General features: G+C 46.4%; 15 protein-coding genes and 1 pseudogene. All 16 read right to left on the bottom strand.

The annotated features are described in order from the left end of the window. A pseudogene (locus BM278_RS04095) lies at positions 1–233 on the bottom strand (IS982 family transposase); the annotation flags it as partial. Between the two features lie 153 nt (positions 234–386). Then, a complete protein-coding gene (gene atpB, locus BM278_RS04100) occupies positions 387–1,097 on the bottom strand; it encodes a F0F1 ATP synthase subunit A (protein WP_090948086.1) in 711 nt (236 codons plus the stop codon). Beyond that, a complete protein-coding gene (locus BM278_RS04105; protein WP_090948087.1) occupies positions 1,097–1,477 on the bottom strand; it encodes an ATP synthase subunit I in 381 nt (126 codons plus the stop codon). The genes atpB and BM278_RS04105 overlap by 1 nt, the downstream gene beginning before the upstream one ends. 6 nt (positions 1,478–1,483) lie before the next feature. Beyond that, positions 1,484–1,705, bottom strand: coding sequence for an AtpZ/AtpI family protein (locus BM278_RS04110; RefSeq protein ID WP_090948088.1), 222 nt, complete (start codon positions 1,703–1,705; stop codon positions 1,484–1,486). A 316-nt stretch (positions 1,706–2,021) separates the two neighbouring features. Beyond that, positions 2,022–2,651, bottom strand: a complete 630-nt coding sequence (gene upp / locus BM278_RS04115) for a uracil phosphoribosyltransferase (RefSeq protein ID WP_003253670.1) — start codon at positions 2,649–2,651, stop codon at positions 2,022–2,024. Between the two features lie 122 nt (positions 2,652–2,773). After that, entirely contained in the window at positions 2,774–4,009 is a 1,236-nt protein-coding gene (gene glyA / locus BM278_RS04120) for a serine hydroxymethyltransferase (RefSeq protein WP_090948089.1), read from the bottom strand. A 92-nt stretch (positions 4,010–4,101) separates the two neighbouring features. Beyond that, positions 4,102–4,680, bottom strand: coding sequence for a TIGR01440 family protein (locus BM278_RS04125; protein WP_090948090.1), 579 nt, complete (start codon positions 4,678–4,680; stop codon positions 4,102–4,104). A gap of 17 nt (positions 4,681–4,697) precedes the next feature. After that, positions 4,698–5,141, bottom strand: coding sequence for a ribose 5-phosphate isomerase B (gene rpiB / locus BM278_RS04130; RefSeq protein ID WP_090948091.1), 444 nt, complete (start codon positions 5,139–5,141; stop codon positions 4,698–4,700). 93 nt (positions 5,142–5,234) lie between these two features. Further along, the gene (locus BM278_RS04135) at positions 5,235–6,530 is read right to left on the bottom strand and encodes a methyl-accepting chemotaxis protein (protein WP_090948092.1); all 1,296 of its coding nucleotides are present in this window, start codon (positions 6,528–6,530) and stop codon (positions 5,235–5,237) included. Continuing rightward, complete coding sequence (locus BM278_RS04140; protein ID WP_090948093.1) at positions 6,499–6,975, bottom strand: low molecular weight protein arginine phosphatase; 477 nt, start codon at positions 6,973–6,975, stop codon at positions 6,499–6,501. Before BM278_RS04140 ends, BM278_RS04135 begins: the two co-directional genes overlap by 32 nt. A gap of 160 nt (positions 6,976–7,135) precedes the next feature. Beyond that, positions 7,136–7,690 carry a manganese efflux pump MntP gene (locus BM278_RS04145; RefSeq protein WP_090948094.1) on the bottom strand — a complete coding sequence of 185 codons (555 nt, stop codon included), beginning with the start codon at positions 7,688–7,690 and terminating at the stop codon, positions 7,136–7,138. A 64-nt stretch (positions 7,691–7,754) separates the two neighbouring features. Beyond that, complete coding sequence (locus tag BM278_RS04150) at positions 7,755–8,801, bottom strand: L-threonylcarbamoyladenylate synthase (RefSeq protein WP_208601742.1); 1,047 nt, start codon at positions 8,799–8,801, stop codon at positions 7,755–7,757. A gap of 193 nt (positions 8,802–8,994) precedes the next feature. Further along, positions 8,995–9,732: a stage II sporulation protein R gene (gene spoIIR / locus BM278_RS04155; protein ID WP_090948096.1), complete on the bottom strand. Its 738-nt coding sequence runs from the start codon at positions 9,730–9,732 to the stop codon at positions 8,995–8,997. A gap of 97 nt (positions 9,733–9,829) precedes the next feature. Further along, positions 9,830–10,696: a peptide chain release factor N(5)-glutamine methyltransferase gene (prmC, locus tag BM278_RS04160; protein ID WP_090948097.1), complete on the bottom strand. Its 867-nt coding sequence runs from the start codon at positions 10,694–10,696 to the stop codon at positions 9,830–9,832. Then, the gene (gene prfA, locus BM278_RS04165; protein WP_090948098.1) at positions 10,686–11,762 is read right to left on the bottom strand and encodes a peptide chain release factor 1; all 1,077 of its coding nucleotides are present in this window, start codon (positions 11,760–11,762) and stop codon (positions 10,686–10,688) included. The genes prmC and prfA overlap by 11 nt, the downstream gene beginning before the upstream one ends. Before the next feature lie 203 nt (positions 11,763–11,965). After that, positions 11,966–13,018, bottom strand: coding sequence for a 2,3-butanediol dehydrogenase (locus BM278_RS04170; RefSeq protein ID WP_015865329.1), 1,053 nt, complete (start codon positions 13,016–13,018; stop codon positions 11,966–11,968). Positions 13,019–13,323: the final 305 nt, after the last annotated feature.

Genomic DNA, 13,323 nt, shown 5'->3' on the forward strand with positions numbered 1-13,323 from the left:
AACAAATTTCCCGTGACAAAACGATGCCAGGCTCGTTCGGAAGAAAAGCCCAGCAGCTTCCCCAAAAGGTGAACCGCCATGACCACTTCGTCTTCTTGCTTGACCAAGTGACGGTTGCGGCGATGAAGATACATTTGAATCAACGACAGTTGGGCAGAAACAAAACAGAAAATAGCGGCATATTGTTTTTGAAGTTTGGCTGGATCTGTAGTAAAATGAAAGTGCTCTTGCATGGGGGATCTCTCCTTTCGAATGTTGGGTGACACTTTCATTCTACTGGAGATCCGCCAGCAAGGGCTATTTTTATGCTTGTCTGAGTTTTATCTAGCACCACGGGTTATTTATTAAAATTTATTGAAGTTAATTTCTTATAAAAATTTATAACATTAATGGTCATGACTCACTTTGTGCGCCATATAAACCATTGTTAACATAGTGAAAATGAATGCTTGAATGGCGCCAACGAAAATACTGAACGCTTGCCAAGCGATCGTCGGGATGATCGCAGCAATCGTTCCGCCAACGCCAGTGGCCAATCCACTCGTCAATAAAGCGAGCAAAATTTCTCCAGCGTAAATGTTCCCGTATAGACGCAGGCCCAACGTTAACGTGTTCGCAAACTCTTCGATGATTTTCAGCGGGAATAAAATCGGCATTGGACTGACGAAACCTTTAGCGTATTCGCCGAATCCACGAAGTTTAATGCCGTAATAATGCGTCAGCGCAACAACCATAATCGCCAACGTTAATGTGATAACAGGGTCTGCCGTCGGCGATTTCCACCATAGCTTGCCATCAACGACAATAGAGAATGGAAGGCCGAGCATATTTGCTACAAAAATATACATGATTAAAGTGATGCCAAGCAAATGGAAGCGGCCTCCCGTTTTCCAGTCCATGTTGCTTTTGATGATTCCTTTGACAAAGTCGACAACCCATTCTAGGAAATTTTGCATTCCCGTTGGCTTCATGGAAAGATTGCGCGTAGCAGCAACGGCAATGATGAACACAATCACGGATGTGACCGTTATCATCAAAACGTTGGCCAAGTTAAAAGTAAGCCCGAGAAATTCATACAAAGGAGCTTCATGATGCACTAGCAATCACCTCGCTTTCCTTCCTCATTATGTATGTGCAAAAAATAATGTATTATAATGACAAAATAAGGTGTCATTAACCCCACTACCATAGGTACAACAGAAAAATATTCAGGAAATCGCAACGCAACTAAAGCGGCAAATGCCGCAAGCGCCATTCGCGAAACCATGCCCAGCGAGCGAACGCGCTTCCCTTCCGCCACCAATCGGCCAAATTTCACTACGCGACCGGCCAACAGCCACACACTATAAAACCCTATGAGCGTTCCGAAAAGCAAACTCAAAAATAATGTTTTATTCCCTGTCAACCCCCAGCCAGCTGCATACATAAAAAGGAGAAACAATGCGTATTTTCGCAAGTTTCGCATCATATGTTCCATCTTCTATTATTCCCCTGAAAAAAATTGGCGGATCGTTCTCAACATTGCAGAAATTCCTGCAGTAAGCCCAAGAAGGAGGCCGATAATAAGAAAAAGAGGTTCTGAATCCAATCGCCGATCAAGCCATCTGCCGCCGAATATGCCAATTAAAACAGAACCAGCCAACTGAGAAACAATGGCAGACATTAAACCGATCGCCCGGAAAGGATAGCGTTCGTTTTTTCCCATATCGCCATAATCCTCACATTCGCAAAACTATGTATATACTATGCTTATGTATATAGCTCGTCTGAATCATCTGAATCATTTGAAAACCTTATCACATATCCCCTGTCAAGCATACAATACGATATGGTCAATGTCAATGTATTTCATGGGAAAACTATATTATAACAAGAAAAATATTAATAATTTGTGACATTTATTAATTTTCTTTTCACTAAACTAGTGTATAATGATATATTTACTTTTTTAGACACAATTTTGTTTTTGATAAAAAAAGACGGCATCATTTCCACGAAATGATCCGTCCTTGAATGCCGTCCTATTTGGTGCCGAACAGGCGATCGCCGGCGTCCCCAAGTCCTGGGACAATATAACCATGATCATTTAGTTTTTCATCGAGCGCAGCGATATAAATGTCAACGTCCGGATGCGCTTTTTTCACCGCTTCAACGCCTTCCGGAGCGGCGATCAAACACATGAATTTAATGCTTTTCGCGCCGCGCTTTTTCAAAGCGTTAATCGCCTCGACCGCTGAGCCTCCCGTCGCAAGCATCGGGTCAACGACGATAAAATCGCGCTCTTCGACATCGGTTGGCAGCTTTACATAATATTCGACCGGCTTTAACGTTTCCGGGTCGCGGTACAAACCGATATGGCCAACTTTCGCAGCCGGAATCAATTTTAAAATGCCGTCGACCATGCCCATTCCCGCGCGCAAAATCGGAATGACCCCAAGTTTTTTGCCGGCGATCACTTTCGATTTTGCTTTGCTGACCGGCGTTTCAATTTCCACTTCTTCGAGCGGGAGGTCGCGCGTAATTTCAAACGCCATCAACGTTGCCACTTCTTCGACGAGTTCACGAAACTCTTTCGTGCCGGTGTTTTTATCGCGAATGTATGTCAGCTTATGTTGGATGAGTGGATGATCGAATACGTATACTTTTCCCATTTTGCACTCTCCTCTTTGTTACGGATTACACTTCCATACATTCTACCGAAAAATATACGCATATTCAACCGCAAACAAAAAACGCGCCTCTAAAGACATTCGTCCTTAGAGGCGCGGACTTGTTAACGATATAGCGGAAATTTTTCCGTTAACGCCGCCACGCGTTTCCGCGCTTCTTCTAATTTTGCTTCGTCTTCGTGATTTTTTAACGCAAGGCTAATAATGCTCGCGATTTCGTCCATTTCTTCCAAGCCGAATCCGCGCGTCGTCACTGCGGCGGTGCCGATGCGGATGCCGCTCGTTACAAACGGGCTTTCCGGATCGTACGGAATTGTGTTTTTATTCACGGTAATGCCGATTTCATCCAACACTTTTTCCGCCACTTTTCCGGTTAATCCTTGCGGGCGCAAGTCAATGAGCAACAAATGGTTGTCCGTTCCGCCGGAAACGAGCGTAAAGCCTTCTTTTTTGAGCGCTTCCGCGAGTCGCTTTGCGTTGTTGACAATGTTTTGCGCGTACGTTTTAAAGGTGTCCTGCAACGCTTCGCCGAGCGCGACCGCTTTCGCCGCGATGACATGCATGAGCGGTCCGCCTTGGATGCCCGGGAAAATCGCTTTGTCAATTTGTTTTGCAAACTCTTCTTTGCAAAGAATCATCCCGCCGCGCGGTCCGCGAAGCGTTTTGTGCGTTGTGGTAGTGACAAAATGCGCGTACGGCACCGGGTTTGGATGAAGACCTGCCGCAACAAGACCTGCAATATGCGCCATGTCTACCATCAAATACGCCCCTACCTCATCAGCGATTTCGCGGAAACGTTGGAAATCGATGATGCGCGGATAAGCGCTGGCCCCGGCTACAATCAGTTTCGGCTTATGTACGCGCGCTTTTTCAAGCACTTCATCATAATCAATCACATGCGTTTCTGGATCGACGCCGTATTCGACGAAGTTATATTGAACGCCGCTAAAGTTGACTGGGCTGCCGTGCGTTAAATGGCCACCGTGTGACAAATTCATTCCAAGCACTGTATCTCCGTGCTCTAAAACGGTAAAATATACCGCCATGTTTGCCTGCGCGCCGGAATGCGGCTGTACATTGGCGTGCTCCGCACCAAACAATTTTTTCGCCCGTTCGCGCGCCAAATCCTCGACGACATCGACATATTCACAACCGCCGTAATAGCGGCGACCCGGATATCCTTCGGCGTATTTATTCGTCAATACCGACCCTTGCGCTTCCATGACGGCGCGGCTGACAAAGTTTTCCGATGCGATTAACTCAATTTTCGATTGCTGCCGTTTCAGTTCGTTTTGAATCGCTTCAAATACTTGCGGATCTTGTTGTGGCAAGTGGTTCATCATTAACTCCCCCTCGTTTTGAAATTAAGAATATTCTTTTTTATTTTACCAGCTTTTCGCTGATGGATTCAAAGAAAAAATGAACAAAATCATCAGGAAACGCAAGAATCATTCGGATTTTCTAAAGAGTAAACCGCGCGGGCGCCGCCGATCAGTTTCGGTCTCGTTTTCGCCAATGTCACGTGGGCATGGCCGACCTGTTTTAACGACACGCGAACGGGAACGGCGACATGCTTCAAATGCATACCGATGAACGTGTCGCCGATATCGATGCCGGCGTCGGCTTTGATAAATTCGACGACAACGGGATCGGCCATATGGCGATAGGCGTATGCGGCCATGGCGCCGCCGGCGGATCGGACAGGAACGACCGAGACGATTTCAAGCTGGCGGGACACAGCGGTCTGTCTTTCGACGACAAGCGCGCGGTTCAAATGCTCGCAGCATTGAAACGCCAGTTGCACTCCTGTTTCATCATGCCATTTTTTTAATTCGTTAAACAGCATTTCGGCGACTTCCGTTGATCCGGCCGTTCCGATTTTCTCGCCGATCACTTCGCTCGTGCTGCAGCCGATGACGAGAATATGCTCGGACGAAAGCGGAACTTGCTGGCGAAATTCACGAATAATCGTCTGCCATTGTTGCTTCCATTGCGACAGTGGAGAAAGCATTTCCGCTATTCCTCCCATTAATGTCCGGTTTCGTATTGCGTAATTTTTTCCACGCGTCTGGCGTGGCGTCCGCCTTCAAATTCCGTCGTCAGCCACACTTCCGCGATTTCGCGCGCCAGACCCGGCCCGATGACGCGCTCTCCCATCGCCAGCACGTTGCTGTCGTTATGTTGGCGCGTTACTTTGGCGCTATATACGTCATGGCAAAGCGCGCAACGAACGCCTTTTACTTTATTTGCGGCGATCGTCATGCCAATTCCCGTGCCGCAAATTAAAATGCCGCGATCGACTTCTCCGTTTGCCACTTTTTCCGCGACCGGAATCGCGTAATCGGGATAATCGACCGATGTTTCGCAGTCACACCCTAAATCGATATATTCGATCCCCAATTCATCCATTAATTTTTTAATTTCTTCACGAATACGAATTCCTGCGTGATCAGACGCAATCGCTACTTTCATGTTCGTTTCCTCCTCAGGTTTGATATATAGAAAAAAGATCGCCTTTCTCCTCATTTTACATGTTTCCGACATAGAAGGCGACCTTTCTAAATTTTATCTTGTACCAAACTGGTCAATTGTTTCTTTTAGTTTCTTCGCTTGTTCTGCCAATTCTCCCGCCAGTTCATTTACATGTTGAATAACGGAAGTTTGCTCCTGCGTCGCCGCCGTTACCTCCGTTGCTCCGGCCGACGTTTCTTCGGCGATCGCCGCCACTTCCTGCGACTGAATCGCTGCTTTTTCGATATGGGTCATTTGTTCTTTCACTAATTCAGCGATTTCTTGGACAGAACGGACGACTTCGTGAATCGATTGGGTCATTTCCGCAATCGCGTCGTTCGTATCAGCGCCTTTTGCTGCTTCCTCATTCGCAGCCTTTACTTGCTCATGAATTTGCGCGACGACATGCGCGACTTCTTTTTGAATGTTTTGAATCAGTTCGGAAATTCCTTGCACCGCTTTCGCGCTTTCATCGGCAAGCTTACGGACTTCTTCCGCGACAACGGCGAAACCTTTGCCATGCTCCCCAGCGCGCGCCGCTTCGATGGAGGCGTTTAAAGCAAGCAAATTCGTTTGCCCGGCAATATCGCCAACAAGAGAAATGATGTTTTCCACTTCTTTTGCATGCTGTTCCAGCCGCTGGACAGCAACTAAAGACGTTTGGTTATCGCGCGCCAACTGTTCGATGCCACTAACAAGCGAGCCGATAACTTCGCGGCTTTTATGCAGCGTTGTCACCATCTCTTTTGCTAATTGTTCCGACTGGTTTGCCTTTTGCTGCACTTGATCGGCGATGCGCAGCACATCGTCCACCGATTCGGCAGCCGTTTGCATCGATACAGCAGAGTCATTTGCTCCTTTAGAAATTTCTTCAATCGTGTGAGCAATATCTTTTGAGCGCTCTGACGCAACGAGAGAGGCATTCGTAATTTCGACGACTTTCTCATTCGTACGGGAAAAGTTTTCTTCAATGTTTTGCACGATTGTTCGCAAACTTCGCAGCATTTCATTGAAGGCGAGCCCTAATGACCGAATTTCGTCATCTGATTTAGATAACGGAACATCTTCGTTAATTCGTCCGCTCGCCGCTTTCATCGCCGCCTGTTCCAGCCGGTGCAGCGGCTTCGTGATAACTCCTGATGCTATGTACGCAAGTATGCCTGACCAGATGATGCCGAGCAATAGTGTAATAATGGTAAACACGCTTTTGTTCATCGAAGTGAAGAATAAATCATACAAAACATAAATAAAAAATGCGCTTGTAGAATACGTAATGATGGCTAATACTGTTGTAAACACAACAAGCTTCAGGCGTATACTAAAGCGATATTTCCGTTTTGTCCTTTCCATTCTCTTCTCCCCCAAGCTTACGCGCAAGATGATCAATTAGTTTTTCTAATTCATCTCTCGTCTTGCGATACGTTTCAATAGAGCCTCCAAACGGATCGGATACGTCTCCTTGTTTTCCGGAAACAAATTCTTTGAGTGTGAACGTTTTCTCTTTCGCGTCTGGAAATCTTTCTAAGATTAGCTGCTTATGCCCGACCGTCATCGCGAAAATATGCGTCGCCCAATCGACATCTTCCTTTTTTAACAGTGACGAACGATGTTCCGTCTCAATCCCTTTTTCTTTCAAAACTGCTTTTGCGTGAAGCGAAGCATCGCTTCCTTCAGCGGCAAACACTCCCGCTGATTTCACTTCCACATCTGGCAGCTGCTTGCTGCTAAGCAGCGCTGCCGCCATCGGGCTGCGACAAGTGTTTCCCGTACAAACAAATAAAATACGATGCGACATACAAACACCTCTACTTCGCTCATCCTAGCATCATGTATAAGTTAATTATAATAAAAATTACCAGCAAAATATAGCCATTAAAAAAACTATCGCAAAAAGTTTATAATTATATGTTCCCGCTTTCTTCCGCGCGGGCAAACTGGCGGCAGAAATCTTTCGCTTAAAACGAAAATAAGAGCTTCAAGCCAAACGCGAATAAAATGCTGCCGCCAAGCGCCTCGCTGTAAGCGCCAAGCCATTGTTGAAAATGGCGGCCCAGCATCAATCCGATCCATGTCAATATCATGCTGAAAAAGCCGAACAATAAAATCGTCAGCAACGTTCGCGCTCCGTAAATGCCGAGACTAAGCCCAACGGAAAAGCTGTCAAGGCTCACGCTAAACGCAAAAAAAATAAGTCCTATTCCCATCGGCGAAACAAACGAATCGCTTTCCTTTTTAAAGGATGTAACGATCATTTGCATTCCTAACAATAGCAGCAACGCTCCGCCGATGTAGGAAGCGATGCCGCCAAACTGGTGCGATAAAAAACGGCCGGCGAAAATCCCTAAAAGCGGCATAACAATATGAAAAACGCCAATCGTTACGCCTATATAAAAAATTTGTTTGAATCGCAAGCGAAACAGCCCCATACCTAACGCGACGGAAAACGCATCCATTCCTAACGCAAACGCCATCATCGACAGCGCCACAAGCTCACCGATGAACACACCCATTTTATTTCCCTCCCCGGACTTGCCTTACTGTCAACATATGCGCATCCGGGAATATTTAGAAGGTTTATTTTTCCGCAATCACTTGATGTCCCGCCGCTTTTCTGAGCCGGTTCATAATTGCCGCACCGATTCCCTCCGCCGGAAACGATTCGCTATAAATGAAGTCAACGTTCGTTTCGTCAAATTTGCGAAGCGTATCATATAAACGGCTCGCTACGGTGCGCAAATCATGGCGCGACCCGCACGTCAACACGACGTCGGCATCATAAAACGAGCGGTTTTCCTCCGTTGTCATTACCCCGACTTTTTTTCCAAGCGCCCGTTGCTCGTTCACAAGCGCTTGCAAAAAAGCGGGAGAGCCTTCAACGATCGCCATCGGCGATTTTGGGGCGTAATGCGTATATTTCATCCCCGGCGATTTCGGCGTTTGCCGTTCGTCCGTCAGCGCGCTGTCGGCGGCGACGTTTCCGATTACTTGTTCAAGCGCTTCTTTTGTCACACCGCCGGGACGCAAAATCGTCGGCACATCTGATGTGCAGTCAAGCACGGTCGATTCGACGCCAATTCCCGTCTGTCCTCCATCGACAATGCCGGCAATTCGCCCGTTTAAATCAGTGAACACATGCGCTGCTGTCGTCGGACTCGGACGCCCTGATATATTGGCGCTCGGCGCAGCTAACGGCAATCCGCTTTCTTCGATTAGCGCAAGGGCGACCGGATGAGCTGGCATGCGCACCGCTACTGTCGATAATCCCGCTGTCACTTTGTCGGAAATGACTCCTTCTTTTTTTGGCAAAATGAGCGTAAGCGGTCCTGGCCAAAAACGCTCGATTAACGTGCTCGCTATGCGAGGAACGTCGGAAACGATCTCGTCTAGCTGTTTCAAATGAGCGATGTGGACAATAAGCGGGTTGTCGCTCGGTCGGCCTTTTGCCGCAAAAATTTTTTCCACCGCCTTCGTGTCTTTTGCGTTTGCCCCCAATCCGTACACCGTTTCCGTTGGGAATGCCACCACTTTACCAGCTTTTAGCCATTGCGCGGCCTCTTTAATTTGTGGATAAATAAGCTGTTTATCAACAATATTATCCACAACCCAAACTTTCGTTTTCACTTGATTCACCTCAAATATGTTCCTTATTAGGAAAATGGCTTCGGTAGACCAATAGTTTCCTTGAGAATTATATCGCAAAAAGCAAAAAAAGAAAAATGTTCCATATATTTTATCCACAAAATGTGGATAAATGTGTTATTTTAGTGGATAAATTTGTGGATATGTGCGTTAGTTTTGCACATTTATCCACAAACTATTGTGGGATCAACTTGTCCATAAGTTCTTTCACGAAAAATTTGACTTCCACAGGCTGCTCGTTTTCTTCGACAAACGGTGGGACCCGCTTCATTTCCGATTCTTTCGTCGCGCGATCGCGTTCTTGCTGCCCATCTATTTTTGCCGTCCCGTCATTCTCCTCACGTCCTTGCGCATTCGCTTGGTTCGTTCCCTTATTCACAACATGTGGTTGTCCGTTCATTTGCACCGCATCGCTATTTCCAAAATCAAGGAAGCAGAGCGGCGGAAATAAAACACACCACCAATTCGCTCCTTTTCCATCACCAAGCGTAATTAAAATTGCATCATATCGCCCGGCTGGATAAACGTAATCGCCATAAATTTTTGTCGGAAAATCGACTTTTCCGAACTGTACTTGATACGATTGATCGCTATGTTCTTTCCGCAACACATCGGCTACAGTTTGTTCAATTTCGGGAAGATGGGAGCGAATTACGCGCTTCGCCTCTTGGAAAGATGTTAAATCAGCTACCCATCCGTTAATTTGCGCGTTCACCGCATCGCGCACCTTTCGTTTCAGCGCTTGATCTTCCGCCGAATCGCTATTGGCCAAAATCCTGAGACGAATTGCTTCGTCCGGAACGGCGACCGCCGCGTTCTCCCCCGCATTCGTCTGATGCCCATATACGTTGACAAGCACGCCGATCATAAATAGCAATATATATAAAATAATGGCGATATTGTTTTTATTCATTTGCCTGCACCGTCCTTTCTACTACTCATTGTGGACAGCGCAAGCAAATTTTAAACTCTATCAATCTAAAAAAACAACTTCCATTTGATGCTGGAAGTTATTTTTCCAATGTAGCGTATACCATTCTATCTTTTCCGTTAATGTCGAAAACCACTTCCACTTTTGCATGTGGAAACGTCTTCCGCAACATTGCCGCGACCGTCTCTCCCTGACCGGCCCCCACTTCGAGCGCAACAAGCGCGCGTTCGCGCAACACGAACGGCAGTTCAATGGCAAAGCGCCGGTAAAAATCAAGGCCATCTTTGCCGCCAGAAAGCGCCCGCAGCGGCTCATGGTTTTTGACGACAGGGGAAAGCGAAGCAATTTCGGCTTCTGGAATATACGGCGGGTTGGACACGACGACGTCGACTTTGCGATTTGCCTCGATAAGCGGCCGCAATAAGTCTCCGCAAATAAACGCGACGTCCGCTCCGAGGCGCTCGGCGTTTTGTTTCGCCACTTGCAGCGATTCAGGGGAAATATCAATAGCGGCGACGGAAAGCGCCGGATTTTCTAACGCCAGCGTAACCGCAATCGCCCCGCTTCCCGTCCCAACGTCGACCACATCCACGGTTGTATTTCTCGAAAATAGCTGCGCGATTCTTGTTAACACGCCTTCCACTAGTTCCTCCGTTTCCGGACGCGGAATAAGCACATTGCGGTTGACGAGAAACGGCCGGCCGTAAAATTGCTCAAAGCCAATCAGATGTTGCACCGGAACGTGTTCATATGCGTGCTTGCGGACGTCCTCTTCAAACGATTGGCGCGCGTTTTCATCGATCGGATCGCGCAGCCGCGCCAACAGCTGGGCTCTCGTGATTCGCAAATGGTGGCAGAGCAATAGCTCCGCGACGCACTCTTCTTTTCCATGCCGTTTTAAAAAAGACGAAGCCCATGCAAGGACTTCGTAAATTTTACGATTCATCGTTCGCTTGCTCCAATTTTTTCGCTTGATCGTCTAAGATCAGCGCTTCAATAATCTCATCAAGGTTTCCGTCTAGCACTTGATCAAGCTTTTGAATCGTCAGCCCGATGCGGTGGTCAGTCACGCGGTTTTGCGGAAAGTTATATGTGCGGATTCGCTCGGAACGGTCCCCTGTTCCGACCGCTTGTTTGCGCGTCTGATCGTACTCCGCCCGCGCTTCTTGCTGGTATTTGTCATAAATGCGGGCACGCAACACTTTCATCGCTTTTTCTTTGTTTTTAATTTGCGATTTTTCGTCTTGGCACGTCACGACGATCCCTGTTGGAATGTGCGTCAAGCGCACCGCCGACATCGTCGTGTTCACGCTTTGTCCGCCCGGCCCGCTGGAAGCGAACGTATCGACGCGAATATCTTTTTCGTTGATTTCGACTTCGATTTCTTCCATTTCCGGCAAGCAAGCAACCGTTGCCGTCGACGTGTGAATGCGTCCGCCTGATTCCGTTTCCGGGACGCGCTGCACGCGGTGTGCGCCGTTTTCGTATTTCAGCTTAGAATACGCGCCTTTTCCGGTGATCGTAAAAATAATTTCTTTATATCCGCCCAATCCGGTCGGATTCGCTTCGATGACTTCCGTCTTCCATCCTTGCGATTCCGCATAGCGTGTATACATCCGGTACAAGTCGCCGGCAAATAGCGCCGCTTCCTCACCGCCTGCCGCGGCACGGATTTCCATAATAACATTTTTCTCATCGTTCGGATCTTTCGGAAGAAGAAGAATTTTTAACTTATTGACAAGCTCTTCTTCACGTTCTTCTAATTCGTCAATTTCTTCTTTCACCATTTCCCGCATTTCTGGATCAAGCTTCTCTTCCAACATCGCTTTTGCCTCATCCAGCTGCTTGCGGACAGATTTATATTCGCGATAAGTCTGTACCGTTTCTTCTAAATCCGATTGTTCTTTGGAATAGTCGCGAAGTTTTTTTGGATCGTTAATGACTTCCGGATCCATGAGCAGTTGATTTAATTTTTCATAACGTTCTTCTACTGCTTCGAGACGCTCAAACACGTTTTTCACCTCTGTTTTTCGATGCACAGTCTAATTTGTTATTATATCGCAAATATGTGAAACGGAAAAGTGTACAAATGTAAAGAGAAAAAGAAAAAGTTCACAATCCTCGTGAACTTTTTCTTGACGTCCAACTTTTTTCAACACTTTAAAGGGATTAACCCATAATGGATTAATCCCTTGAAATCATTTTTTGGCTGTCTTTATTCTGGTTTGACCAAAATTTTCACTTGGTCTTTTTCTTTCATGAGCGTTTCAAATCCTTCTGTTACAATATCATCTAGCTTAATTCGTTTCGTAACGAGCTTTTCGGCTTGGAAGTAGCCTCGTTTCATTAACTCCATTACCGCAGGGAAAATATCGCGGTACGCAATGATTCCTTTTACGTTTCTTTCTTTTAATACGATATTATTTGGCTGAATGTTCGCTTCTTTTTCCCATATACTAACGATAATCGTTTCACCTTCAAATGTAGTACTATCAATGGCCTGTTGTAAAACGGCCGGCACTCCTGTTACTTCAAACGCAACATCGACGCCGCCATCGGTCAATTCGACAAGCTTTTGAACCGGATCTTCCTCTTTTGGATTGATGACAGATGTAGCGCCGAGCTCTTTCGCTTTTTGCAAACGTTCTTTAGAAACTTCTACTGCATAAATTTCCGAGGCGCCAGCTGCTTTCAATGCTTCAATAACGAGAAGACCTATAGGCCCCGTGCCAAAAACAGCTGCTTTATCGCCAGGCTTGATTTTGCTTAATCTAACCGCATGTAAAGCGACAGCTGCCGGTTCCACCAGCGCTCCTTGTTCAAAAGAAAGACCTTCAGGCATTTTGTGCACCATATATTCATCAACAACGGTATATTCGGAGAAGCCGCCGCCTCCTCCGGATAGACCATGAAATCCTAAATGATCGCAAAGATTGTATTTTCCTTTTTTGCAAGCTGGGCATTCTCCACAGCGAAGAATCGGTTCAACAACGACAGGATCGCCAACTTTGACTTTAGTAACTCCTTCCCCAACTTCCACGACTCGTCCCGAAAATTCGTGACCCATGATAATCGGAGCGACATCCTTACTGACGGGATGAGGATTTTGGACAGGAATAAAAATCGGGCCTGCCGCATATTCGTGTAAATCGCTTCCGCAAATTCCCGCCCATTCGACTTTAATTTTTACTTTTCCTTTTCCTACTTTCGGTTCTTCTACTTCTTCTACTCGAATGTCTCTAGCATTATACCATCGCGCTGCTTTCATTCGTTTCCCCTCCCAAATTTTTTTATATTTCATTATTATTTTATCATTTAGACTTAGTTCTTTTCTATAATAAAAGAAAGCGCTTCATTACCCCGATCGTTTTTGTCGTCGATCTCCAGTCGTGCAAAAAGCCCGGGGGATCGACGACAGTTTTATTTTTGCCTCCATCCTTACAGCCATCATCGATCCGCTCTATTGACCGAATTTTCAAAATTGATTATACTGAACTTGAGTGGTTTTAAAAAATATTGATGTATCAATATTTTTTTGGGGTTTGTATCTTACCTATGAGGAATTGAAACAAC

This window comes from Parageobacillus thermantarcticus, assembly GCF_900111865.1.
GTDB lineage: Bacteria > Bacillota > Bacilli > Bacillales > Anoxybacillaceae > Parageobacillus > Parageobacillus thermantarcticus.

What these genes read in the sequence shown, in the direction of transcription:
- BM278_RS04105 (WP_090948087.1), bottom strand. Translation starts at nt 1,477, where the DNA reads ATGGAACATATGATGCGAAACTTGCGAAAATACGCATTGTTTCTCCTT.
- BM278_RS04110 (WP_090948088.1), bottom strand. Translation starts at nt 1,705, where the DNA reads ATGGGAAAAAACGAACGCTATCCTTTCCGGGCGATCGGTTTAATGTCT.
- upp (WP_003253670.1), bottom strand. Translation starts at nt 2,651, where the DNA reads ATGGGAAAAGTATACGTATTCGATCATCCACTCATCCAACATAAGCTG.
- glyA (WP_090948089.1), bottom strand. Translation starts at nt 4,009, where the DNA reads ATGAACCACTTGCCACAACAAGATCCGCAAGTATTTGAAGCGATTCAA.
- BM278_RS04125 (WP_090948090.1), bottom strand. Translation starts at nt 4,680, where the DNA reads ATGCTTTCTCCACTGTCGCAATGGAAGCAACAATGGCAGACGATTATT.
- rpiB (WP_090948091.1), bottom strand. Translation starts at nt 5,141, where the DNA reads ATGAAAGTAGCGATTGCGTCTGATCACGCAGGAATTCGTATTCGTGAA.
- BM278_RS04135 (WP_090948092.1), bottom strand. Translation starts at nt 6,530, where the DNA reads ATGGAAAGGACAAAACGGAAATATCGCTTTAGTATACGCCTGAAGCTT.
- BM278_RS04140 (WP_090948093.1), bottom strand. Translation starts at nt 6,975, where the DNA reads ATGTCGCATCGTATTTTATTTGTTTGTACGGGAAACACTTGTCGCAGC.
- BM278_RS04145 (WP_090948094.1), bottom strand. Translation starts at nt 7,690, where the DNA reads ATGGGTGTGTTCATCGGTGAGCTTGTGGCGCTGTCGATGATGGCGTTT.
- spoIIR (WP_090948096.1), bottom strand. Translation starts at nt 9,732, where the DNA reads ATGAATAAAAACAATATCGCCATTATTTTATATATATTGCTATTTATG.
- prmC (WP_090948097.1), bottom strand. Translation starts at nt 10,696, where the DNA reads ATGAATCGTAAAATTTACGAAGTCCTTGCATGGGCTTCGTCTTTTTTA.
- BM278_RS04170 (WP_015865329.1), bottom strand. Translation starts at nt 13,018, where the DNA reads ATGAAAGCAGCGCGATGGTATAATGCTAGAGACATTCGAGTAGAAGAA.